At 66.1% G+C, this 23,649-nt stretch carries 21 protein-coding genes and 1 pseudogene; 16 read left to right on the forward strand and 6 right to left on the reverse strand.

Features of this window, described 5'->3' with window-relative positions; all coding sequences use genetic code 11:
- Position 1: 1 nt before the first annotated feature.
- The 6 genes from AB0M73_RS01370 (at position 2) to AB0M73_RS01395 (ending at position 5,094) form a co-directional block, all read left to right on the forward strand.
- The gene (locus tag AB0M73_RS01370) at positions 2–1,039 is read left to right on the forward strand and encodes a methyltransferase domain-containing protein (protein WP_363885462.1); all 1,038 of its coding nucleotides are present in this window, start codon (positions 2–4) and stop codon (positions 1,037–1,039) included.
- Positions 1,040–1,185: 146 nt separating this feature from the next.
- Positions 1,186–2,043, forward strand: a complete 858-nt coding sequence (locus tag AB0M73_RS01375) for an endonuclease/exonuclease/phosphatase family protein (protein ID WP_363885464.1) — start codon at positions 1,186–1,188, stop codon at positions 2,041–2,043.
- 32 nt (positions 2,044–2,075) lie between these two features.
- On the forward strand, positions 2,076–2,480 hold the full coding sequence (locus AB0M73_RS01380) for a hypothetical protein (RefSeq protein WP_363885465.1): 405 nt from the start codon (positions 2,076–2,078) through the stop codon (positions 2,478–2,480).
- Between the two features lie 23 nt (positions 2,481–2,503).
- Positions 2,504–3,517 carry an endonuclease/exonuclease/phosphatase family protein gene (locus AB0M73_RS01385; RefSeq protein ID WP_363885466.1) on the forward strand — a complete coding sequence of 338 codons (1,014 nt, stop codon included), beginning with the start codon at positions 2,504–2,506 and terminating at the stop codon, positions 3,515–3,517.
- A complete protein-coding gene (locus AB0M73_RS01390; RefSeq protein ID WP_363885468.1) occupies positions 3,514–4,206 on the forward strand; it encodes a hypothetical protein in 693 nt (230 codons plus the stop codon). Before AB0M73_RS01385 ends, AB0M73_RS01390 begins: the two co-directional genes overlap by 4 nt.
- A gap of 84 nt (positions 4,207–4,290) precedes the next feature.
- Positions 4,291–5,094, forward strand: coding sequence for a hypothetical protein (locus tag AB0M73_RS01395; protein ID WP_363885470.1), 804 nt, complete (start codon positions 4,291–4,293; stop codon positions 5,092–5,094).
- On the opposite strand, the gene AB0M73_RS01400 is transcribed toward AB0M73_RS01395, so the two are convergent.
- Positions 5,079–5,705 carry a hypothetical protein gene (locus AB0M73_RS01400; protein ID WP_363885472.1) on the reverse strand — a complete coding sequence of 209 codons (627 nt, stop codon included), beginning with the start codon at positions 5,703–5,705 and terminating at the stop codon, positions 5,079–5,081. The two genes, AB0M73_RS01395 and AB0M73_RS01400, sit on opposite strands and share 16 nt — an antisense overlap.
- 52 nt (positions 5,706–5,757) lie before the next feature.
- Positions 5,758–6,750, reverse strand: a complete 993-nt coding sequence (locus AB0M73_RS01405; protein WP_363885474.1) for a hypothetical protein — start codon at positions 6,748–6,750, stop codon at positions 5,758–5,760.
- 106 nt (positions 6,751–6,856) lie between these two features.
- Here AB0M73_RS01405 and AB0M73_RS01410 point away from each other — a divergent pair, with 106 nt between their 5' ends.
- Complete coding sequence (locus AB0M73_RS01410; protein ID WP_363885475.1) at positions 6,857–7,843, forward strand: hypothetical protein; 987 nt, start codon at positions 6,857–6,859, stop codon at positions 7,841–7,843.
- Positions 7,844–7,888: 45 nt separating this feature from the next.
- Here AB0M73_RS01410 and AB0M73_RS01415 read toward each other — a convergent pair whose 3' ends face one another.
- Positions 7,889–8,857, reverse strand: a complete 969-nt coding sequence (locus tag AB0M73_RS01415; protein WP_363885477.1) for a hypothetical protein — start codon at positions 8,855–8,857, stop codon at positions 7,889–7,891.
- Between the two features lie 61 nt (positions 8,858–8,918).
- Between AB0M73_RS01415 and AB0M73_RS01420 the strand changes: the two genes are divergently transcribed.
- The gene (locus AB0M73_RS01420) at positions 8,919–9,203 is read left to right on the forward strand and encodes a hypothetical protein (RefSeq protein ID WP_363885479.1); all 285 of its coding nucleotides are present in this window, start codon (positions 8,919–8,921) and stop codon (positions 9,201–9,203) included.
- A 185-nt stretch (positions 9,204–9,388) separates the two neighbouring features.
- Here AB0M73_RS01420 and AB0M73_RS01425 read toward each other — a convergent pair whose 3' ends face one another.
- Together AB0M73_RS01425 and AB0M73_RS01430 are read right to left on the reverse strand one after the other, a co-directional pair.
- On the reverse strand, positions 9,389–10,714 hold the full coding sequence (locus AB0M73_RS01425) for a GGDEF domain-containing protein (RefSeq protein ID WP_363885481.1): 1,326 nt from the start codon (positions 10,712–10,714) through the stop codon (positions 9,389–9,391).
- Between the two features lie 487 nt (positions 10,715–11,201).
- The gene (locus AB0M73_RS01430) at positions 11,202–12,425 is read right to left on the reverse strand and encodes an MFS transporter (protein WP_363885483.1); all 1,224 of its coding nucleotides are present in this window, start codon (positions 12,423–12,425) and stop codon (positions 11,202–11,204) included.
- A 653-nt stretch (positions 12,426–13,078) separates the two neighbouring features.
- Between AB0M73_RS01430 and AB0M73_RS01435 the strand changes: the two genes are divergently transcribed.
- From AB0M73_RS01435 to AB0M73_RS01460, 6 genes are all read left to right on the forward strand, one after another.
- Positions 13,079–13,621, forward strand: a complete 543-nt coding sequence (locus AB0M73_RS01435) for a hypothetical protein (protein ID WP_363885485.1) — start codon at positions 13,079–13,081, stop codon at positions 13,619–13,621.
- Positions 13,622–13,796: 175 nt separating this feature from the next.
- Positions 13,797–14,696 (forward strand): aminoglycoside phosphotransferase family protein, encoded by a 900-nt coding sequence (locus AB0M73_RS01440; RefSeq protein WP_363885685.1) that lies wholly within the window; start codon positions 13,797–13,799, stop codon positions 14,694–14,696.
- A gap of 15 nt (positions 14,697–14,711) precedes the next feature.
- Positions 14,712–15,290 carry a histidine phosphatase family protein gene (locus AB0M73_RS01445; RefSeq protein WP_363885487.1) on the forward strand — a complete coding sequence of 193 codons (579 nt, stop codon included), beginning with the start codon at positions 14,712–14,714 and terminating at the stop codon, positions 15,288–15,290.
- A gap of 94 nt (positions 15,291–15,384) precedes the next feature.
- Complete coding sequence (serS, locus tag AB0M73_RS01450) at positions 15,385–16,680, forward strand: serine--tRNA ligase (RefSeq protein ID WP_363885488.1); 1,296 nt, start codon at positions 15,385–15,387, stop codon at positions 16,678–16,680.
- Positions 16,677–17,699 carry a glycosyltransferase gene (locus AB0M73_RS01455; RefSeq protein ID WP_363885490.1) on the forward strand — a complete coding sequence of 341 codons (1,023 nt, stop codon included), beginning with the start codon at positions 16,677–16,679 and terminating at the stop codon, positions 17,697–17,699. The genes serS and AB0M73_RS01455 overlap by 4 nt, the downstream gene beginning before the upstream one ends.
- Positions 17,696–18,715, forward strand: coding sequence for a hypothetical protein (locus AB0M73_RS01460; RefSeq protein WP_363885492.1), 1,020 nt, complete (start codon positions 17,696–17,698; stop codon positions 18,713–18,715). The genes AB0M73_RS01455 and AB0M73_RS01460 overlap by 4 nt, the downstream gene beginning before the upstream one ends.
- Here AB0M73_RS01460 and AB0M73_RS01465 read toward each other — a convergent pair.
- Positions 18,691–19,947, reverse strand: coding sequence for a methionine adenosyltransferase (locus AB0M73_RS01465; protein ID WP_363885494.1), 1,257 nt, complete (start codon positions 19,945–19,947; stop codon positions 18,691–18,693). The genes AB0M73_RS01460 and AB0M73_RS01465 overlap by 25 nt on opposite strands.
- Before the next feature lie 508 nt (positions 19,948–20,455).
- On the opposite strand from AB0M73_RS01465, the gene AB0M73_RS01470 reads away from it, so the two are divergent.
- Entirely contained in the window at positions 20,456–23,179 is a 2,724-nt protein-coding gene (locus AB0M73_RS01470; protein ID WP_363885496.1) for a nitrate- and nitrite sensing domain-containing protein, read from the forward strand.
- A pseudogene (locus AB0M73_RS01475) lies at positions 23,176–23,565 on the forward strand (roadblock/LC7 domain-containing protein); the annotation flags it as partial. The gene AB0M73_RS01470 and the pseudogene AB0M73_RS01475, both read left to right, overlap by 4 nt.
- Between the last annotated feature and the right edge of the window lie 84 nt (positions 23,566–23,649).

A 23,649-nucleotide genomic window follows, 5' to 3' on the forward strand; every position in this document is an offset into this window, starting at 1 on the left:
GATGCCCACGTACTCGCCCGCCCTCGCCCGCGCCCTGGCCGCCGTCAGCGAAGACACCTTCGTGCGTCGCCCCGACGGGGGCCTGATCGCCCAGAGCTCCTCACAACAGATCATCGCCACCCTGATCGATAGCCTTGACGTTCAGCCCGGCATGACCGTGCTGGAAGTCGGCACCGGCTCCGGCTACTCCACCGCGCTGCTCGCCCACCTCGTCGAGGGCGACGGGCGCGTATTCAGCGTCGACGTCGTGGCCGACCTGGTCACCCGCGCCCGGCGCATCCTGCCCGCCAACGGCTTTCCTCAGGTGAGCGTGCTGTGGGCCGACGGCATCCACGGCGCACCCGAACATGGGCCGTTCGACCGCATCATCGTCTGGGCCACCGCCCCGCACCTTCCCGCCGCATGGATCACCCAACTGGCCCTGGGCGGCGTGATCGTCGCCCCGCTCGCGCTCGCGCCGATCAGCAAAAGCGGCCTCGGCGCCCGCATCCGCCTCACCGACACCGCCAGCCCGACTGTGGATCGACTATTTCCCGCGGGGTTCGTCGAGATGCACGGCCAGGAACTCGACCAGTGGCTGATCCCGCCCTACGGCGCCGACGTGCTCTGCCGAGATCAGGACGACCGCGCCTACTGGTTGTCGGGCACGTGGTTGCGCAGCCCTGAGCAATACCTGCAGGGGCAACACCTTCTGCACAGTCTCACCGGTGACCGCACCGAGATTCCCGGCCCGCTGCAACCCGATGAATCGGCCGTGGACTTCCGTGCGTGGCTGCTGGCCACCCAACCCGATGGGCTCACCACCGCTGGTTTGGGTGGCCCCGCGTGGCGTATCGGCCACACCCACCCCACTGGCGCTGCCCTGACCGATGCCCTGACCGCGACCCACACCATCACCTCTGGCGACGCCGATACCGCCCAGGTCCTCGGCGAATGGGCGGCAGCATGGCGCCGTGCCGGGCGACCGCGCATCGCGGACCTCCGCCCTGAACTGGCTGGCTTCTACGATGGGTGGGTGCTGCGCGCAGGTGTGCGCTGATCATCACCGCTACGAACAAGTCGGCCTCATCGAGCACCACACGCGCGGTCGCCGTGCACATCACGCATTGGTACGAACGGGTATCCGACTAGGATCGATTCGGACTTGCCCTCGTCGTCAGGACCAGCTATGCCAGGATGAGCGGCGTGTCCTTGCTCACCATGGTCAGTTACAACCTCATGGACTACAACAAACCGCCAATCGACGACCCACGGCAGTTCCAGCAGCGCGAGTTCATCCGGACCGAGATCCGACCAGACATCCTGTGTGTACAAGAGTTCTGGCACGTCTCACGCGACCCCGACGACAAGGCGATGCACGCCGTCTTCGCCGAGTTCGCCGACCAGCTCGGGATGGTCGGGCGCCTCGCCTGGGCCAGTTCCTACTGCAACATAGGTGTGTTGTGGCGCCCGGAGGTCGCGACGGAGGTCGCGTGGCAGGAGTACAGCCACTGGCAGTATCACCACACGCTCGGACTGGCCACATTGGATATTGGTGCCTCCAAGTCGCTCAAGGTTGCCACGACGCACCTCACTCCGTTTTGCGCGCAGTCGCGGTTCAGCGAGGCCGGCTACGTCGCCATCCTGGGCAACCCCGCTGTTCCCGCGATCATCGGTGCCGACTGGAACACGGTCGGTCAGGAACCCGCGCTCGACGGCACCGGGCACTACGATCCCGAGCCCTACGCCGACCAGCAACCTGACCATGGCTACCAGATTCACCAAGTCGAGTGGAGCGACGACCCGAAGGCGACTGCGATCGACCGCCGCGCGCTGGAGCGCCTGCGCCGGGCCGGCCTGTTCGATGTCGCTCACCACCTCCGCGCGCCGTGGCAGGCGACGACCGGCCACCACCCGTCGGACCCGCACGGTGGCCGCCGTATCGACGCATTCCGCGCCTCGAAGGCGGCCTTGTCCGCACTGAGCGACCACCGCGTGTGGGACTACCGAGTGGGCGACCACAAGCCGATCTCGGTCCAGCTCGACACGACCGCTTTGGGCTGACCGACGTGTTCACTGAACGATACGGTCGTCACGTGCAGGCCGCTCAGATCAGCCTTGCTGTTGCGGTCACGGCGGTTGCTGAGCGTCTCGCTGCCGTGCTGGGTGGGCACTCAGTGCCCGAACGCGGTGATTTCCCACTCGGCGCCGTCCTTAGGGGTCTCGCTCAGGAGCAGAGCGCACTGGCGGCGTCGGTGGTGGACTATCCGCTCGCGCTGGCTGTCGATACTGACGGCCACGTCGACGAACTCGCGCGGCCGCTAGCGACGCTTGCCGGTACGTTGGCCACGGTGCTGGTGGCCTATCACGGGCTGGACGACGTTCCCGGTCTTCTGAGAAGCCAACTCAGGCTCGATCTGCGCGAGTTGCACGCCGCCGCAGTCAGTGTGCTCGCCGTGACAGGCCTCAGGCTCCCCACTCGGCCGACCGATGCCGAGTGATGCTCGCGAACGGAGAGAACCAAGTGCGGTTCGCCACGATCAATCTGGAGCACCTCTACCAGTCCGACTCCGCCCGAGAGCAGGAGCGGCTGGAATTGGTCTGCGACCTCATCCGAGCGCTGCGCGCCGATGTCCTCGCCGTCCAGGAGGTGTACGCCGAGTCGCCGTCCAGGTTGGGCAGGAATCTGGTCGACCTCGCCAATCGCGTCGGTATGAGCGTCTTCTCCCGCACGCCTATGAACGACGCTTCTCCCGAAGACCAGGTCGAGCGGATGCTCGTCGGGATCAGCCCGCACGACCTGCATGTCGCACTGCTCTACTCCGACCGTGTCGAGTGTCAGTCGGGCTCGTTTCGCTCGTACGACAACGACAACCTGCACCACGGCCTGATCAAGGCGACCTTCGACGTGCCGGGAAGTGACGGGAGCCGGCACCTCGTGCGGCACGGCAGCGTCCACCTCACGCCGTTCGGGCCACGGGGCGGCCGGGCGGATGAAGCCGCCCGCGTCGTCTCCGCCTTCGCCAAACCACTCATCCGGCCGGCCGGCCTCGTCGGGGGGGACTACAACACCGTCTGCGCGGACCGAACGCTCGACGGTGACTTCTACGACCTCGACCCGTATGCCGACCGCGACTGGTCCGACGCGTGCGTGTACCAGTGCCGGTGGGAGTACGACGAACGCGGCCGGCGCACGCGGTGGTGGGCTGACCGCGAACCCGGCGACATCCTCTACGCAGGAGGGCTTCTCGACGCCACGGTGGCGTTGAACAACTCCACCGTCGCGGCCGGCGGCCTGCGGTGGAAGGCGACCACCGGCCATCGTTCGGAAACGGTCGCCTTCGGCCCACGCAGGATCTGTGGTGTCCGCGTCACCGAGGAGCTCGTGCCCGCGCTGCACTCCGTCGAGATCGCGGACACCGCGTACTTCGTCGCCCAGGGCCGCCAGGACATCAGGCCCGAGATGGCCTCGGACCACTTCGCCGAGGTCGTGACCTACGACCCGGCCCTCATCGCCGTCAGGAGCACGCCGAGGTGAAGCCCTACACGTTCCGCTACGGCGCCGAGCCCTGGCCGCCCGGGATCACCACGTTGCAGGTCTACGCACCGGTCGACCTCGCTCTCAACGCGGAACTCGCCAGACTGATCAGCCGGTGGCGGGACGTGCTGTCCGGCGCCCCGATCGGCCTGGTGGACGATCAGTGGCTGCACACCACCCTGGAGATGATCTCTGATGGTCCTGGCGGCGAGATCGGCGCTGACGAGCGCACCGAGCTGGCCGACGCGATCCGCGTGGCGTTGGCCGAGACCCCTGTGTACGGAGGACGTGCCGGGTCCGCCCTGGCGTACGAATCCGGGGCAATGATCGACATCTCGCCGGCGGCCCCGCTGGTCGAGGCGCACCGTCGGATCCGCCGGGCGGTCCATGCGGTGCGGGGGCCTGGGGCAACGGGGTACGCGGTGCCGAAGCCGCACATCTCGCTCGGCTACGCCACAGCGGAAGCCGATTCCGATGCGTGGCAAGGGAAACTGCGGCAGATCGATCCGAACGGTGCGCCGCTGGTGCTCCCGGAGATCCACCTCGTCGAGGTTGGCGTGGATCAGGCGGCCGGCCAGCTGTGGTGGACCGAGGTGGCCCGGTTCCCGCTAGTCGGCGGCGAGACCCTCACACGTCGTGCGGGCCTGAGCGACGTCGCGTCCGTGGTTCGTCAAGGACGCCAACGATGACGTGCGCCGTGCCGTACCGGCGCGGCGGGTCGTCGAACAACTGACGGAAGACTGAACGAGGGAAAACACATTGTGCTGACGATCATGAGCTTGAATCTGCGCAACGGCGCCACCGGCGAGAACTGGGCGGGGATGGTCCCGCTGATCCGTGCGGTCGGCCCTGACGTGCTGTTGGTGCAGGAGGCCGTGGGCTGGTACACGCCGGATGACCCCGGCATCACGCCGAACGAGCAGTTGATCACCGCGGGGCATGACCTGGAGATGCGGGGGAAGACCGCGCCGTCGCGCACCGGGTTCCACACCGGCATCTTCCTCGACCGGACGGCGGTGAACTGGGGCGAGTGGATCACCAAGTACAACCACACGAGCCTGCACGGGCACGCCGAGCTCACGGTCGGCGTGCCGGGACTGTCCGAGCCGCTGGCGGTCATCTCCGCGCACCTGACGCCGTACAGCGCGCGAACGGCCGCCGAGGAGGCGGCGGTGCTGGTCGCTCGCGCCCACCGCGCCGGCGGGCTCGGACTGATCGCCGGCGACATCAACCACATTCCGCCGGGGGATGAGCCGCCGCCGTGGGATGAGATTCCGGCCCACGACCGGTCTGCCCGCAGTGTGGTGTCCGATCCGGAGCTCCGGCCCGACCACTCGGTCGGGTACACGTTGGCGCGCGGGCGGTTGGTCGATGTCGCCGGTCACCTTGCGGACATCCGCAGCGACCCGAGCCTGCGACGGTGGACCGGGCACGTCGGAAAAGTGAGGACCGATCAGGTCCACCTCACGGAGAGGCTGGTGCCCGCGTTGGTCGATTACTGGACCGTGCCCATGGAACCCTGGTCAGATCATGATGGCGTGGTCGTGACGCTCGATGTCGGTCAGTTGGCCGGCTGATTCAGCTGCGGAAACTCGGGCCTGTCGTACCAGCCGAACGCGTTCCAGGCGTTCACCCGGACGAGCAGGTAGGTGAGCAACGCGCGGTTCGGTTCGGATATGCCCCACCTGCTGATGGCGCGCTCCAGGACATCGCGAGCCGACTGACGCAGCTGGTCCCACTGTTCGCCGTGGCCGCCGTGCAGATCCGGCGCGTCGGCCAGGTCGCAGTCGCGGCGCAGCTGGCCGTCGGCATACCGGGGGTGTCCTGGTCGCAGGGCCAGCAGCGCTCGGGCTCGGTCTGGATCGGCCAGGGCGGCGGCAGCGGGAACCATGTCGACGCTCCGCGCCTGAAACTCCGCACGGGCCGTCCCCTCGGCGGTCGCGTGCTGATCCAGACCGGCCTGATAGAGGGCGAGCGCCAGCAGAACGGCGGTCCTGACGTCGAAGGAGAGGGTCTCGGAGGCGGGATCCTCGCGCTGCGCGACGGCGTCGTCCAAGCACAGTGCGAGCGAGAAGTCCACCAACTCGCTGAACGGCGCTGCGGAGCGCATGCGCGCAGTGCTCTCGAACTGACGCTGCGGATGACCTTCCGCCAGGTCGCCGGGCGCGAGGGTCTCAGGTTCGGCCACGGGATCCACATCTCCTCAACAATGGAATGGGACTGCATTACAGCTTGCGCGCTTAATCTACGAAGCCCTCGCCGACTGCCGGCGGCCGATTCACCTCGTGATAAGTTGACGTTTTGGAGAAAAACGAAGACGGAGCGTGCCATGTCACCGCCGTCGAAACGGTAAACATACTGTGCCGCCCGCCAAACTCTCGCACATGCAGGGTAGTCGGGGGTACATTCCGACTTCTCTTGAAGCGAAAGGTTGAGGCGCGCAAAGCGGAAGGCACGATCGACCATGGAATGGTAGTTGCAGTGTCCATCATGGTGGCTTCGACACGAAATCCTGACCAGTCGCGCATAATACACCGGTCGCGAAAGATGACAGCGACGGACATGCGAAGAAAAAAGCTGTTGCCCAACTCTTCGGCCATCCAGGTGTCAGCGTCATCATCCGACATACCCTTCGGGGCGTAACGCAGAAGGATGGAGCAGATCTCCCAGGCGCCGCTGACCTCAGCTCGCCTCGCGGGGGACAACCCTTTCGGTCGATCGTCCTCCGAGACCGCAACAAGTTGCCCCCCCTCGGACCAGTTGATATCGTTTGGACGATCATATGGAATTCGGATAACCGTGGCGACCAGGTCGCCACTCAGCTCCAGGGTCCATAGCACTTGGTCTCGAGCGACGCCTTCTTCCTCCAACGGGGAAGGCCAGTACCATTTCTCCGATGGGCGTGTCTGGAAGGTCCTGCGGCTCACGGCGGATTTGCCGATCGGCTCGAATGCGTGCAACACCACTGGCACATCTGAAATCAGCAAATGCACGCGTCCGGTCGTGCTTGCCGTCGTCGTGACGGCGTCAACGTGCAGCAGCCCGATGGCGCCGTAGGCGGCCAGCTCTGCGGCGACCTCGCTGGCGAACGGTCCGCTGGTCCAGCGCACCTCGACCGCGCCGTGCTCGTCAATCCGGTAGTCGACGTCCCTCGAACCGTTCAGGAGCAGACTCTCGCGGAACACGAGGACGAGCTGCCCGACAACCCGTTGCTGCTGCTCGGTGGGGTGCACCGTTCGACCGTAGCGCCCGGCGCGTCGTTCCGTCAGCACGACGGTACGCATGGAGCATCCGGTCGACCTGCCATCCGGGGAACCAACGAACCGCTACGGTCATGACATGGCCAACGCACACCAGGTGATCGGGCAACTCGTCCTGGCGATCAGCGAACGGCGGTTGTTGCTCGGGGCTCGCGACGTTCGCTACGGCATCAGCGCCGAAGGGGCGATCGAGCTGCGGTGGTACGAAGGCCCCTACCCGAGGGAGGTCGCGAGCGCACTGGCGGAGCTGAGCGCTTCCGGGGAGATCGATCTAGCGGCTGTTGAGCCAACCGCCGCCACGATCAACATCCGCGCCAGCGTAGTGGTCGAAGGCCTTCCGGTGGTGATGACGGCGACCTCGCCTGTGGGAGCCGCCCAGGTGGCGCTCCAGCCCGACGACAACGTCCCGACCCGCCGGCGGGTCGGGCGGCTGCCCGAGCCACTGATCGAGGAAGGCGTCGCCGTCGACCACGTGCTGTGGACGAACCACGAGACCGACGGCGAAGTTGCCGTGGTGGTGCGTCTGCCACTCGGGGTGACCCACGAGAATCCGCAGTGGACCGAGTCAGCCCTCCATGTCGCAGTGCCGGCAGACCGCACTCCGAAACTCCCATGGGTCAGCCGCGAAATGGAGATTAAGCAGTGCCGGTCTTGGTGTGACATCCTATTACTGGACGCCCGTTACGAAGGCGGCTTTGTCGAGGCCGACGCCCATTCTTGGTTGCGCGAGCAGTTCGATGACCGACGCTATTTCCGAAGCACTGCGGCGGTCGCACTGTCGGATCGGTGCATTCTCCGCACACAGGCAGGCGTGCTAGCCACTATCACCGGAACCGCGGCGTACGGCGTCAGTAATGTGCCATGGACAATGGTGCCATCAGTCGTCCAGTCAGCGACAGTTCGCAACGTCAGTCCGCAAGACAAACGTCCATGTCACCCGCCCGCCACGGTGATGATGCGCTGCTTTGGAGACGCTTACCGCCGCGCCAGGCTGAACATCGACGTCCGCATGGTTCAGCCATCCGACGATTACGTGCGCAGTCATAATGTCGCTCCTCAAGGATAGCGAGCGTCCGGCGGCGCGGCGCCGAATCTTGTCCGCCAGGCCGGCTTACAACGCGGCATTGAGCCACTCCCTCACGATGGGCAGCTGACGCCCGAGCGCGGTGCTGCCGCGCGGGTGCACCATCCACGCCGGGAATTCGCTGAACGCTTCGCCGTTGTTGACCGGTTCGATGTCCAGCCAGCGCCATGCGTCGATGACGGGGTCGCTGCCGGCTCGCGCGCGCATGGTGTGGCCGGCGTCTTCCAACGTGTCGGAGAGGTCGTCATGCAGCTGGACAAGTCGGGTCCGGGGCTGGGCGCGACGTTTGGTGAGGACTTGTTCCCTGGTATGAAAATCCGCCGTCGCGGCGTCCATGTTCGGGGCCTCGGGTTCATCACTGGACTGCGGTCGGGCGGGTTCTTCAATCGCGGGGGTGATCTGGTCGACCAGCTTCTGCAGGTCGACTTCGTCGGCCGGTCCCTCGGCGCCGTAGATCATGATCGCGAGCAGATCGATCGCGTGCCAGGGTTCGATGCGCTGGGTGAAGTCGCGGTCGTGATCGGCGATCTCGATCGCGCGCTGGCGCGCGGCCAACCAACGGGCCGGCCCGGCGGTGCGCAGGCACTGTTGCGGGGTGTAGGGCCACTTCTTGGGGTTCTGCTCATCGTCGAAGACGCGCACGATGGCGTAGGCGGCGATGAGCAGCGCCCGGTGGTCGCTGACCAGCCGGCCGAACTTGCTCTCTCGCACGGTGTCCATGCCGTGGTAGGTCACCAGCACGCGCGCCACCAGGCTGACGAGCGTCGCCAACGGCTCGGCCAAGGGCTCCGGCCGGCCGTCGACTTCGGCGCTGTCCAGGACTGCTGGGTAGTTGGACAGCGCGGTGGTCAGGGCCTGCTGCTCGGACGTGAGCCCGCGCAGCACGTCACCTATCGGGTAGCCCGTGACCTCCGGGTCGTGGTCGATGAGCAACTCGACGATGCGGCGGGCGGACGCGGTGGCGGCGCTGGCGAGCGTGTCGCGGTCGATACTCACCGCTCGACCGTAGCGCTCCTCGCACAGGTCTAGTCTGGTGGACCCGATGTTTCCGAGCGCGATGACCGTCGTCGGCGACGGCGAACTTGCGTGCCTGACCTGGCGAGCGGCCGAGGGTGCCAGCGTTCGCCGACAGTGTGCGGAGGTCGGCGTCATCGGACATGGCCGAGCGGGAACAGCGCTCACCGAGCACCTCACCGAGGCGATCCACACTTGGAATGACGAGCACCGGCAGCAGGCCGTGTGTTTCGAGATCCCCGCCAACCGCAGTGACGTCTCTGATCCTGGGCGTGGCCAGTTCTTCCTCGACCGACCGCACAACCCCATCACCGTCATCTGGCACTAATGACCTTTGGGCTCGACCGAACCAACAACGGGGCGCCCGCGTTGGGAAGACGAGGGACGTGCAGCCGGTCGGCGGCCCGCTCCATCTCGCATGCCAGTCGATTCATCGTCTCGGGCTCGGTGAGGTCGCCGGTCACGGCGTGTACGGCCTGGAGGACTACGGTGGTGCTGCTGTCCACACCTGCGCTATGCCGGCGAAGGACGGTCATGGTTGCGGACTAGTTGGGTGAGGCTGACCTGGTTGCGTCCTGCCTCCTTCACGTTGTACAGCGCTGCGTCGGCCGCGCGGACCGCTTCGTCGATCGTGTCGTTGCTGTCGTGCGGGATCAGCGCCGCGCCGATGGAGATCGTCAAGCCGGTGATGGTCTGCGCCGGGGAGTCGTCGACCGATTCGACGGACACAGTCAGGGAGCCGATGCGCTCGCGAATGCGTTCGGCGATCGCGCGGGTCGTCTGCTCGTCGACATCGAGGAGCAGCACCGCGAACTCTTCGCCGCCCCACCGGCCGACGAGGTCGTAGTCGCGGACCTCGGCGCGCAGCGCCTGAGCGGCGGCTTCCAAGGCACGGTCGCCGCCGACATGGCCGTAGGTGTCGTTGACCTGCTTGAAGTGGTCGAGGTCAGCGATCAGGACCGCGAGCGTGGTGCCGTGCACCCGGGCACGGTCCAGCGCCTGCCTGGCGGCACTGAACCACCACTCCAAGTTGAAGAAGCCCGTCTTCGCGTCCGTGCGAGCAGCCATCCGGTACTGGTGCAGCAACAAACCACGGTGCACCGCAACGACGCCGACCACGACCGCGAGCAGCAAAGGCGGATTGGTGACGGCCAACGCGGCAGCCAGCAGACCGAACGCGTAGGCGCCGATCTCCTGAGATTGTTCGTGGAAATTCTCCAAGACCTGAGCGAGCCGCGTGTTCGGTGAGGAGATGAGGATCGCACCAACGACCAAGCCGTAGTTGAGCAGCCATCGCAGGCCCAAAGCTGCGGCGACGACGGCCAGGTCCGCGAAGCCTGCCCAGGTCGCGCGTGGCAAGCCGGGGTAGGTCGGCATTCCCAGGGCCAGGACCGCGATGGCGGCTTGGGTGCCGAGCAGGATGGTGGCGCCGGAGAACACCCACCGGAACGCATCGAGCGGGCGTTGGCGGGGCCAGATCCGCAGCCACGCGATCGTGTAGGTCACCAGAACGAGTGCGGAGGCCAGCAGCGGCGGCAGGATCAGCGCCCCGGCCACCGACCAGACCGCTTTGGTGTCCAGGTATGGGCCGGCTCCAGCCCCGCGTTCCCGTTGCCGCTCGGTCGGTCGGGCGCCTTCGATGTGCAGCCATGCGCCCGCGGCCAGCATGCCGGCGTAGACGAGGTCGGTGCTGCGGATCGGCATCAGGGTGGCCGTGCCCGCCGCAGCGGCGACCGCGATCACCTCGACCGTCAGCACGAAGGCGACGACGTGCCGAGGCGCTTGCCACAACCGCCAGGACCGCGCCCAGTGCCAGGGCGCCGCGATCAGGGTGCGCACCAAGCCTCACCTGCAGCAACGACAGGGGCCGCCAGGGTACGGCCGGGTCTTCACCGTAACCAAACTGGCACCGCCTGTGGCCGGATTGGCAGGTGAAGATGAGGCGCAGGCGGAAAACCGCCCGCTTGGCCGAACTCGTTAGACCCTCCGAGGAGGTGTGGATCACCGTGCGCGACAACAATTGGCGTGACAACAACTGGCGCTGACGGCCAGACATGAACGGTGCCCGAGCGGTTTTCGCCTGGTCGAACCCATATTCTGGGTTGGAACACGAGCTCATGGAGAGGCGGTGCACCCCCATGTCGGACAACAACTGGCGGGACAACAACTGGCGGTGAACCGCGTATTGCTACGCCACGTCACGCCCCATACCGGCAGTCCTCGAAACGCTGTTCGAACAGAGCGGAGGTGACCAGCATGCGTGACAACAACTGGGCGGCATGAGACGCACGGAACCAACGAACGCCACGGTAGGGCGGCGGCAGTGTCACGCCGGGTCGGGGGCGCGCCTGGCCAGGACCTGCGCCCAGGCCACGGCGACGGCGAGTCCGACGACGGTGCCGAGGCCGCCGGCTATCCCGATGACCCACGAGGTCGGCATCAGCTGGGCCAGCAGCCCAGCGAGAGCGATGCCGACCCCTTGGGCTGCCCGCAAACACGCCATGGCCAACCCCACGGCCTGGCCACGAACCTCGTTCGGCACGGCTGTGGTGAACGCGGCGTTGGTGACCGCGTCGTGCGCGGTCGCCATCCCGCTCAATGCCCACAGCCCGACCGTGACCGCCAGCCCTGGCGCCGCGGCTGTGGGCACGAGCAGCGCGCTGCTAGCCACGGCCAGCGGGCCCAGCCACCGGAGCTTGGTGTCCGGGTTCCACCTGTTGAGGATGAGGACGCCGATCACGGTGCCGACGGGATTGGCCACCAGCAGCCAGCCCAGCCCGTCGATGCCGGCGCCGATCTGCGCGGAGTAGGCGACGGCGAGACCCTCGGGGACCACGTAGAAGCCGCACAAGCAGGCGATCGCGAGCAGGACCCGGGCCTCGCGGTGGTCAGCGATGGCGGCGATTCCGCTGCGCAGCGACGACCACCACACGGCCCGGCGCGCCGGGCGTGCCGCCGGCGGTCGGTGCGCCGACAGCCCGGTGGTGATCACGATGGCGGACAGCGCGAACGTGGCGGCATCGACCACCAGTGCGGTCTGGGCCCCGATCACCGTCACCACGGCGGCGCCGGCGCCGAAGCCGAGGACCAACGCCAGCTGGTAGGTCCCGGCTACCACGGTGGCGGCGACGGTGTAGCGGTCGCCGGAGAGCATCTCCGGCAACACGGCGTTGCGGGCTGCGGTGAACGGCCCGGCCAGCAGCTGCACGACGAACAACGCGCCGATCTGCACGACCAGAGGCAGCCCAGGCAGGGCGAGCATGGCGACGACGCCGGCACGCACGAGGTCGGCGGTGACCATGACCAGGCGGCGGGAGTAGCGATCGGCAAGGCCCGCGAGCAGCGTGCCGCCGAGCAAGTCGGGCAGGAACGTGACTGCGTAGGTGGCCGCGGCCAGCGCAGGTGAGTGTGTGCGGTCGAACACCAGCACGCTGACCGCGACGCGGGCGAGCTGGTCACCGGCGATCGACGCGATGTGGGCCAGCCACAGCGCCCGGAACTCCCCAACAGCGAACACCTCGCGATAGCGAGCCGCCGAGCGGCCGGCCATCACTCCACTCCCGTTCCTGACGACGGTGTGGTGCAGATGTCAGCGGTATCCCCCATTCCGCCCCTCCCCGAGGTTGGGCACCTCCCGCGTGCCCCGTGGGTAACGATGAGCGCACGCCGGAACACGCCACGTGTCCATGGATCGCAGATGATAGACCGACATACGGTTGGCGGGGAGGTTCTACTCGACGAGCGCAGCGGCCCAGCTGCTCGTGGTTCTGCGGCAGTGCCTGCGCAGTCGCAGTACGCGGCTCACGCGGAGCAGGCCGAGCCCCTGCCCGTCGAGCTGCCCGACAAGTCTGCAGTTGGCCGTCAGCGCAAACGCACGCCTGACCGCGTATGGCGTCGTTCGGTCGGTCCGCTGAGCGCTGGGCAGAGCCGGCGGACCGGGCCAAAACCGTGTTGCAGCCGTGACAACAGCTGTGACAATCACTCGCTGAGCTTCCGCACGCCACCCCGTACCCGGCATGTTGGTGCAGGGCTGGATTGCAGCGACCGAGACACCCAGGCCGGTTGCGCGAGCTCACTCTGATGTCCGCTGGCGAGGTACGGAAGGTGGCGAGCCTGCGTTGCAGCACCGACCATCGTGGAGTTCGACTGGCAGGGGCCGGCACCAGCTCGGCCAACCAGGTACACCTTGGATGCGAGCCTGAGATGGGCGAGCTGACACCGGAGGAACAGGAGCGCTTTGCCGAGATTTCGCGGTTTTGGGTGGAAGGAAGCCTGACTAACGACTTCGCCAGGTCTCGTGCCGTGTACGGCTATGCCCTGGCCCCAGCAGGCGACCCGGCGCGCCCTGCCCAAGTACGAGCAGCGATCACGGCGTTCGCGTGCGACCGTGGTCTCCTGCTTGGCACCACCTTCGTCGACCAGCTGCTCTCGGATGGCGCAGCTGGCAGGCCGGGACTCGCTGCACTCCTCGGCGTCTTGCAGCTTCCCAGCACGCATGGCGCCGTGGTGTCAGATGTACAGGACCTTGCACCTGAGCCGGCCGAATTCCAGGCGTTGGCTGAAACTATTGCCCGGACAGGCAGCACGCTCTACGTGTTGCGGAAGTCGCAAGTGTGGCGACCGAGTAGCGTGCTACTCGGCGGACAAGACGACAGCCTCCTGGCGTCGGAGATCGGAGGCTGGCGAGCAGCTCGTGCCGAGCGCCAGAAGTACCGATGGATCCTGTGGGGGGCCGAGAATGAGTGAGGCTGATGCCGACCGCGTGACCGCAATTCCGCAGCCGTCACCGTAAACGCGGCTCCGGGCAAACGAGGCCAAAGAGAGGATTCTTGACAAGGCTAATTTGATTGCCGCTTTTATTGGTCTCGTTGATTGCTAGTTCTCGGTGTCATCTGGCGCATGCGACGTGGGGGAGTTGGCGATGCTAAGTGCTGTTGTGCCCGCAGGCGTGGTCTCTCGACTTACTGCACATTATGGCGATGTTGTCCGTGATTGGTTGGACCGAGTAGAAGACGTAGTGCGTGGTGTCGCCGCCCGGTGGGCGGTCGACTTCGTGGGGTATCAAGACGCCGGTTGGACTTCTGTGGTTGCGGTTGGACATCGTCAATCTGGCCAGCCGGTGGCTATCAAGGCAATGCCTGAGACTGCACGCTATCTGCAAGAACGCGCGGCGCTGACACATTGGGCTGGACACGGCGTGTGTTGCTTGCTGGACGCGGATGACACGTCGCAAGTGCTGCTGCTGGAGCTAGTCGGAGACACCGCAGGCGGCGCGCCACGGCCGGCCGACCATGCCGATCGCGTGGCGGATGCCTTGCCAACGCTGCACCGCGGGATTGCCGCGGCGGGTGGCCCCGTGCCCCTGCTGACCGACTATTACCGCGACTCGGTGTTGCCGCGGATCGACCGGCGGGCTGACATCTGGGGCGCCGTCGTCGGCGAGCACAACCTCCGTCGTGCTCTGGCAGTGGGACGGGAGCTCAGCCAGGCGGAGAGCATTGGCGCGATGTTGCACTCGGACCTCTATGCCGAGAACGTCTTGTTCGATGCTCGCGCTCAGCCGGTGTTCATCGATCCACACGCCAAGATCGGGAGCCCGGCATTCGACTGGGCCTTCTGGTGCGTGTATTACGTGCCAACCAGCGGCTTTGAAGAGCGCGTTGCGAGTTGTCGTGCCCACGTGCCGGCGTTGTTCGACGAGGTCTTGGCCTGGACGGTGACGCTGGCAGTGGATGGTGCGCTGTACTACCTCGAGGACGGGGACACAACGGCAACCGCGATGCAGCAGATCCTCCAGTCGCCCGTGCTCGTCGCCATCTGAGACTGCGGAGGTTCGGTGACGACGTTTGTCATCCGTCACGGTCGCACGGCGCTCAGCGCGACGTATCAGGTCAACGGCGATCCTGCAGCGGCGGTGCCGCTCGACGAGGTCGGTGTCCGGCAATGTGCCGTCCATCGGGGTGCGCTCTGGTTGCAAGGCATTGCGGTTACCGTGACCAGTCGGTTTCCACGTACCAAACAGACTGCCGGCCTCCTACTCGGCGGTGCGGAACCGAACGTCGTCGATCCGCGGCTGGACGAGATCGACTACGGGCACTTCGAGGGCGGACCTTGGCTGCGATACGGCGCCTGGCTCCGTGAGCATGGGCTTGCCGCTGTACCACCTGGGGGGAGCGAGTCCTGGTATCAGGCGACCGAGCGTCTGCTTGTCGGCCTTGCCATCTGCCTCGACCTTCCCGGCCCGCGGCTGGTTGTGGGACACGGCCTGCTCGTGTCACTGCTCCTCGCGCTGCGCTGCAACGACGGACCGCCCGACGGAGCAGCTCTGCCCGAAGCGCCCTACGTGTCTCCGCTGAGGCTTACTGATGTGGAGCTGCGCGAACTGGTCCAACGGGGTGCTCGCGCCGGCGGATAGCCCGTCGCGTCGGTGGAGCCCTTCCGGTTGGATACCCTCACTGTGCGGAGTCGGTCCTGCGGGGCCGCCAGGTCAACGTCCTCTGGAGAAACTGATGCACGATCCTCGTGTTCTGCTCGATCCGGCTACCGAGGCCGTGCGCAAGCTCGCGCGTCGTGGCTTTCAGCTGGACCTGGACCAGCTGAACAAGCTGCTCACCCAGCGCAACGCGTCGATCCAGGAGATCGACGCGGCCCGCACCGAATCGAACGAGCTTGCGAGGCAGATTCCGGCCAAGGCCAAGGCCGGCGAGGACGTGTCCGAGCTGCGGGACCGTGCCCGGGGGCTGAAGACCGACATCCAGGCACGCGAGGAAGCGCACCGGCAGTTCGACGCCGATCTGAGCGAGTTCCTGCTCGGGATCCCCAACCTGCCCGACGACCGCCTGCCCGATGGCGACTCCGACGAGTTCGCCACGGAGATCCGCAAGTGGGGTACGCCGCCAGTCTTCGACTTTGACCCGCTAGACCACGTCGACCTCGGCGAGCGGCTTGGGATCTTCGACTTCCCGCGCGCCACCAAGCTCGCTGGACCGCGGTTCGCCGTACTCAAAGGCATCGGCGCCCAGCTCGAACGGGCCATCGCCAGCTTCCTCCTCGATCTGCACACTCGCCAGCACGGCTACACCGAGTACTCGGTGCCGGCGCTCGTCAATCGGCAGACCATGACCGGCACCGGACAGCTGCCCAAGTTCGAGCAGGACTTGTTCAAGACCGGCGTCGCCGAACGCGAGCTGTACCTGATCCCAACGGCCGAGGTGCCGGTTACCAACCTGCATGCCGACGAGGTGCTGGCCGCCGAACAATTGCCGCTCGCGTACACCTCACACACGCCGTGCTTTCGCTCGGAGGCCGGCTCGTACGGCCGGGACACCCGCGGTCTGATCCGGGTCCACCAGTTCAGCAAGGTGGAGCTCGTCCGCTTCGTCGACGCCGAGCGCGCTGACGAGGAACTGGAAGTCCTGCTCGGCCACGCTGAAGCCTGCCTTCGGGCGCTCGGCCTGGCGTACCGCGTCGTGGCCTTGGCGGCAGGAGACATCGGCTTCTCGGCGGAGTTCACCTATGACATCGAGGTCTGGCTGCCCGGCCAACAGCAGTACCGCGAGATCTCCAGCGTCTCCAACTTCGGTGTGTTCCAATCGCGTCGGGCCAGCATCCGCACCAAGAGCAAGGACGGCAAACGCGCCTTGCCGGCTACGCTCAATGGCTCCGGCCTGCCAATCGGCCGTACGCTGGTCGCCATCCTTGAGCAGAACCAAGAGGTGGACGGGTCGATCCGCATCCCCGAGGTGTTGGTGCCCTACCTGCGGTTCAACCGGATCAACCCCGACGGCACTACTGCCACAGCGTGAGGGTCGGCATCTGCGACTTTCCCTCGCAATACGCCTTTCCGCCGTTCGGCTATGGCGGTATCGAGCGTTGGCTGTGGGCGGCCGCCATCGGTGCGTATCGGGCCGGTGCCGAGGTGCATTTGCTCGGCCCGGCCTGGCGACAGGACTTGGTGCCGGGCATGCCCGGCCTCCCGGTACGACTCGAGGACATCGACCGCGACGCGGCTTGGCGCGCCGTCGAACGGTTGGGGTTGGACCTGCTTATTGGCGGCCATGAGTACCCGTCCCATCCGACCTGGCGGGCGGCTGCGGCGGCCCTGGGGTGTGACGTAGCGACGTTCCAGCACGATCCCAACTTTCGCCATGCGGCCGATGCTTTCGACGGCATGCGGTCGCGCCTGTACTGCTACTCGCCTGAGATGGTGGCGCGTTATAGCGTTCATCGGCCGCAGCAGACGTTGAGCGTCCAGTTTGGACTTGGTGAGGAAGATCCTGAGCCAGCAGCCGATGGTACATATCTGGCGTGGTTAGGACGTATCGACCGCGACAAGGCACCGCACCTCGCGGCCATGGCGGCTGCTAAACTGGGCATGCGACTGCGGATTATCGGCCCCGTACTCGACAGCTCTTACGTCGCAGAGCATGCCTCGGTGTTGGAGGCGCCGTACGTAGATTTCGTCGGGGAGCTCACCGGCCCAGTGAAACTTCGAGCGCTCAAAGAAGCACGAGCTCTGGTCTATACCTGCGGCCGTGACTACGTCGAAGCCGGCGCGGCAGTCTTTGGTGAGGCACTGCGGTGCGGCACGCCCGTCGCTGCTTCGGTCTGGGGAGCGGGGACGTGCGCACAAGCCGCCCTGTGCAACGGAACTGGTGCAGTCGCCGAGATCGGTGCCGATGATGATGACGAATCGGCGGCCGCCGCGCTGGCTGACGCGATCAGTACGGCAATCCAGCTTGAACCGCGAGCGGTGCAGGAGATCGGGTTGGCGAGGTTCGATCCCGCGGAGCACTTCCGGGTACTGGCAGGCGGTGTGCCTTGACTGTCGCCGACGTGTTGCCCGCAGAACTGCTTGAGGCTGCACGCGAGCGTTTCGCAGCCAACTGGCAGGTTTCGCTTGCGGGACAGCGCTTTGTGGTGCGACCGCAGTCGCCGCTGCCATCAGGCCAGGTCCAGCGAATCGTTCCCGAACCGCGCCAGCTGCTCAATGCAATGGCCTCGACCTTCGCTACACGTGGCGTACCCGCGGCAGGGCTGTTGCCAATCCGCTGGGGACGTGACACCGACCTGACGATCTCTGCCGTCCAAGCACTAGACCCGTGGCTCAAGGATGGGATCAACCGTGTGTGGCGGGAAGGCTTTCTGCCGCAACCCGTTGTCAGGTTCACGGGCGAGCGGGATGCTCAGGGGCACTTGAAGGAGGGGTACTTAACGTCATTCTGCAACGTGTCCTGTGTCCAGCGGATCGCCTCAGTAGCCGATCACGTCCGGCTCCTGGACATCTGGATCGAGGCCCTCTCCGCCATCGGGATCCACGCTCGCCGCCTGACGATCCAAGGTGACCTGGTGTGCTGGCAGCGTGGACCCGTCAGCGGCATCACCTGGTTCATTACCTGTGACAGTGCCGTCTTCGCAGACGCAGTCTTGTTGTGGCACAACGATAATCCGCTCAGTATGGCAACGGACATCGGGTCCGGACTGGAGCGCATTCGGTGGATCCTGTCGCGCGCAAACTGGGCCGAGACGACCTTCGGGCCGGCGGCACGGCGCTTCGACACCGAGCTGCTCGACGCGGTGCGCACAGCGACGTTGCTTGTCATGGCTGGCATCCGACCGAGCGCGAGCGGCACCGGCTCGGCGCTGCGGCGCGTGCTGAGGTCCATCCCGTCAGACATGGCAGCCGCTGGGCTCGGCCGGTTGGTCCGAGCCCAGCGCGCCTATTGGACTGCTATCGGCATGACAGGTCCGGATTGGCCGCAACTTGCAACTCTCGTCGAAGACGAGGTTTTAGCCATGACGGCAACCCGGCCGACTTACGCCAGGAACGTCTGCCCGTAGATGATCTCCCTTGTCAACTCGGGGATCCTGGACAGCATCTCCTGGACGACTTCTTGGACAGCATGGTCGGCGATGTCCTGCCGTGATAGCCGCACGAGCGTTTGCCAGGGCTTGTCGAGCGGCTGGCCGGTGGCGCTCACCAGGTGCACCTCGGCGTAGCCGCCAAAGCGGACATGCAGCGCCTGGGCAATCCGTTGCGCAGCAACGTTGTACAGCTTCCCCACGTGGTAGACCGGATTCTTGCCGTTGGCGCCTTCCATGTTCTGGGGACGGAGCGGCGTGATCAGGCCGTTGACGCGGTTGCCGCGGCCGACCAGACCCTCGTCGCCCGACTCGATGGAGCTGCCGCTGAAGGTCAGGTAGACCTCATCGCGGTCCACGATGTCGCGAGCGTTGAGACGGAAGGACGTCTTGAACTGAGGCAGCTCGATCGCAGCCTTGCGGTAGCACTCATCCAGGATCTCGCCGCAGTTCGCAACGTAGGCCGTCCGGTCGGGAACATGGCCAGACTTTTGGGGAACACAGAGCACGACGTCCAGTCGCTCGCCGTCTGCCAGAACCATCATCTTCACGTCCGAACCACACCAAGGCCGCGAGTTGGTGAACTCGCTCGGCTTCGAGAACCAGTCCACCAGGTGTCGCGCGAAGGTCTCCACGGGGTTCTCCGGCGCCCAGCCGGTGCCGAGCGACGTATCGTTCGCCAACAGTTGCCGACGCTCACGCAACTCATCGACCGACTTCGGTGCGAACCAAGAATGGCGGTCAAGTGAGGCCCCCTCTGCGTGGACCGCTCCCGGGCTTGAGTTGGCTGTGATGTTCAACTCGATGCTCAGATGATCGGCGAGTTCAGGGAGCCGCGTGCGGAAGAAGTCCTGGACAGTGTCGGTGACCAACCGATCAACGGGCACGGAAACTGCGCCGCATGATCGGGTCGCGCGGCCGTTTACCAAGACGCGCACCGGTTCCAGGATCTGCCCGCCGCCGTACGACACTCGGCTGGCACCACCGAGGAGGCCGAGCTTGTCAAAATTGTGGTGCAGCACGGCGCCGCACGTCTCCAGCGTCCATCGGCTGTACGCCCGCGACAACTCCTCAGCCAGGTGGTCGGCGAGCGTGTCTGGATGTCCGAATCCCTTGCGTTCCAACAAGGTGAAGGCTGTCGAGGGGCGTACGCCCGGCTCCAGCGAGAAGCGTGTGTCCCAAGCCGCGCCCTCCGTTGACAGTTGCGTCATGTTCTCTCCCACCAGTCCGACGTGATCACGAGCCGTGCCGGGCAGGCTACGGGAGGGAAACCGCGCGGATCACCTGCCTTGCAAGGCAAAGGCGGCACCGAGCAGCTGTAGAAGTGTCGTGCACAACGACCACCGGTTCGGCGGTACCAATGACTCTGCTGGTCCCGTTTGCCGAGGTCGGCGCACGTTTGTGCTGGTACGCCGCGCGAACGCACTGTGCCGGCGGAGCCCGCCGTTCGAATGCTCCGTCTACGCCATCCGGTGGTAAGCAGGCGAAAGCGTGCTACCGGTTTGACCGGCATCGATCGATGTGACAACTCGTGTGACAACAGACGGTGCACGCTTCCGTACAACCCGTGTTGGAGGCCAGGGTGATCTTTGGTACCCAACGCCCTGACTTCCCCCCGTAGGTCAGCTAGCCAGCACCGTCCCGTGCATCCCCGACTGGCCGCGGCGTTGGGTACCGCCTATCAACCTAGATACCGACAAGCCAGCAGGGAAGCAGGCCATGAGTCACACCCGTTCCGACGCCAAGGGCAGTCAGGCATTGCGGAACGCCGCTGGCGATGGCCGCCTGACTGCATCGCCACTGAACGAGCGTGCTGACGCGGACAAGCGGGGGAGATCGGCCCGCCGTGCACGCCTCCGGCTGCGAAACTGGCGACTGGTGCCGAAGCTTGCCGCCATCTTGCTGGTACCCATTGTGGCTATTGGCCTTCTCGCGGGCCTACGGCTCCAGGACGAGATCGCCAGTGTTAACGCGCTCGCCACGGTTTACCGTGAGCAGGAACTTGCCGATCAAGCAGCGGCTGTGGCCACTGCGCTGCAAGCGGAGCGCGATGCGCTGGTGGCCTACGTCGCGAGTGGTCGCACGACGACTGATCTTGATCAGGACGGCCGGATGCGGCAAGTCGACGCCGCCGTCCTCACATTCAAGTCGGCGGCGACCGCTTTGGTGGATCTCGACCCCGCAGTGCAGCAAGCAGTCCAGGCGGCGGTGGCCGACCTGAGTTTGCTCCAGACCGTCCGTACGACCGTGCTCTCCACACACTTCCCGGACTCGTCGGTTTTCGTCCGCTACACCACGTTCGACACCGAGCTGACGCAGATCAGCCGGGCCTTCGCTGGCGCCGTGAGCGCGCCGACAGCCGCACCGGTCGCCCAGGCGTTGACAGCACTGGTTGATGCGCAGGAACAACTCGCTCAACAGAACGCCATCCTGCTCTCCGCCGCAGGTCGTCATGCCTTCGCGCCGGGACTTGCCGTCGAGCTGCAGGCAGCGCAATCACGGTTCGACGCCGACCAGACGACTTTCGCGCAGGTCGGCGCGGCTACCGACCGTCAAGACTTCCAGAACGTCGTCACGGGGCCGGCCGTCGACCAGCGCACGCAGTTGATCCAGCAGGCGGGGCTGGAGGATGCGACCGGCAAGGCCGTCACTGTCTCGGCGTCCGCGGTCAGCCAGAGCGGCGAGGCGACAGTTGGCTTGGTCAACCGCGTCTCAGCGGACGTCAACCACGAACTCGACGCGGCACTTACGAACCTCTCCGAAGCAGCAGCACAGACCGCATGGCGCGATGGCATCGCCGTATGCGCCTTCGTTCTCCTGGCGCTGGTCATCACGGCCATTGTGGCGCGCTCGCTGCTCAAGCCGCTTCGGGTGCTTCGTAGTAGCGCGCTGGAAGTTGCGAACCATCGCCTGCCGGCGGCGATTGGAGACATCCTGTCGAGCGGCCGGGCCGGTGACATTGGCAGCGCCATCACGCCGGTACCGATACACAGTAACGAGGAAGTCGGCCAGGTTGCGCGCGCCTTCGACGCTGTTCAACGAACCGCAGTGCGTCTAGCTGTCGAACAGGCCGCGCTGCGCGGCAGCGTCAACGAGATGGTCGTCAACATGTCTCGCCGGAGCCAAAACATCGTCGAGCGGCAGATCGCGCTCATCGACCGGCTCGAGCAGGACGAGCCGGATCCTGACCAATTGGCCAACCTCTTCGAGCTCGACCACATGGCGACCCGGATGCGGCGCAACTGCGAAAACCTGCTGGTGCTCGCTGGAAAGCCTGTCGTCCAACGTGGGGCAGAGGCGGTGTCTGCCACCGAACTCTTTGGTGGCGCAGTTTCTGAAGTGGAGCAGTACGCGCGGATCGTCGTTGGTCCGGCCCCGGAGGCCGCCGTACTAGGCCACGTTGCCCGAGACCTCATGCACCTGCTGTCCGCCATCTTGGACAACGCGACCGACTTCTCCAGTCCGGACACGAAGGTGATGATCCGCTCGGTAGTAACCCGACAAGGCGACTTGCGTGTCGAGATCCACGACTGCGGTGTTGGCATGGACGACGAGGAGATTGCCATCGCCAACAAGCGCCTGGCCGATCCGCCACTGCTTGATCTCGCGACGTCGCGGCGGATGGGGTTGCACGTCGTAGGTGTACTGGCCAAGCGCCACGCCATTCAGGTCACCTTGCGCGCCAACCAGGACATCGACGGTGGCACCACGGCCAAGGTCGTCGTGCCCAGCAACGTCATCGTTCCCCTGCGACTAGAACCGCACCCGGCGCTGCGTGCGGGGACCAGCGTACAGCTTGAGCGCGAGCAGACTCGCACTGCGAACGTGAGCCTGTTCATGCCCTCGGCTGCTGCCAGCGCAGGCGAGCCGATCACCACCGACTCGTTGGCGGGCCTGGAAAACCTGCGATACCGCGACATAGATCCACAGTGGCCGACGGACGAGGAGAGCCTCTTAGCTGGTGCGCCGAATACGGCCATGGAGGTGTCCGGCGAGGTGCCAACAGAACGGCTGCCGATCTATAACGAGATCCTGTCGGAGTGGTTTCGGACCGCCGAGGAGGGCGACGAGTCGGCGGATGTTCCGCAGCCCAGGCACGAGTCCGTCCCTGCTGCCGCCGCCGTGGAGGCGCCGGTCGAAACTGTGGACGCTACAAGCGCGCCGAGCTCGGCCGTCGGCACGCCGGCGTGGTCCTCGTCTGCCGATTCGGGTTGGCAGGCGGTCGAAGCCCTCCAGCAAGCACCTGAGCCCGCCCTCACCGTCGCGGGACTGCCAAAGCGCGTGCCGAAACAGCATCTGTTGCCAGGCTCTGCGGAGGTCCCTGTGGCACCGGAAGGCCAGCGGCCGCCACCTGGCCGACTAGCGGCGTTCTCCCGTGGCGCGCAGCAAGGCCGTCACTCCTTGACCACGTCTGCCGTGAATCTCTCCCAGGAGTTGCAGTGACAGCAGTTCCAGACCCCATCGATCTTGGCTGGCTATGCCAGGATTTCGTCGACCGGACGCCCGGCGCCGCCCATGCCGTGGTGATTTCGTCCGACGGCATTCAACTAGCTGCTTCGAAGGCGCTCCCGGCGGAACGTGCTTTGCAGGTTGCGTCGATCTCGTCCGGTCTCGTGAGCCTTGCTGCGGGTGCGGCGAAGTGCTTCGAGGCCGGTGCCGTTACCCAGACCGCGGTTGAGATGCAGAACGGCTACCTGTTCTTGATGTCGATCAGCGACGGGTCGTGCCTAACGGTGCTGGCAGCTCCCACCTGCAACGCCGGACAGATCGGCCACCAGATGGGCCGGTTCGTGGAGCGTGCGGGCAAAGTACTCACTCCCGAGCTGCGCAATGCCCTTGTAGCCGACAGTCCTGCCATCGAGTCCCGCGCCCCCAAGGTCAGCGACGCGCGGCAAGCCGGATTGCTGGCAGGC

The sequence above is a fragment of the Kutzneria sp. NPDC051319 genome, from assembly GCF_040682195.1.
Taxonomy (GTDB): domain Bacteria; phylum Actinomycetota; class Actinomycetes; order Mycobacteriales; family Pseudonocardiaceae; genus Kutzneria.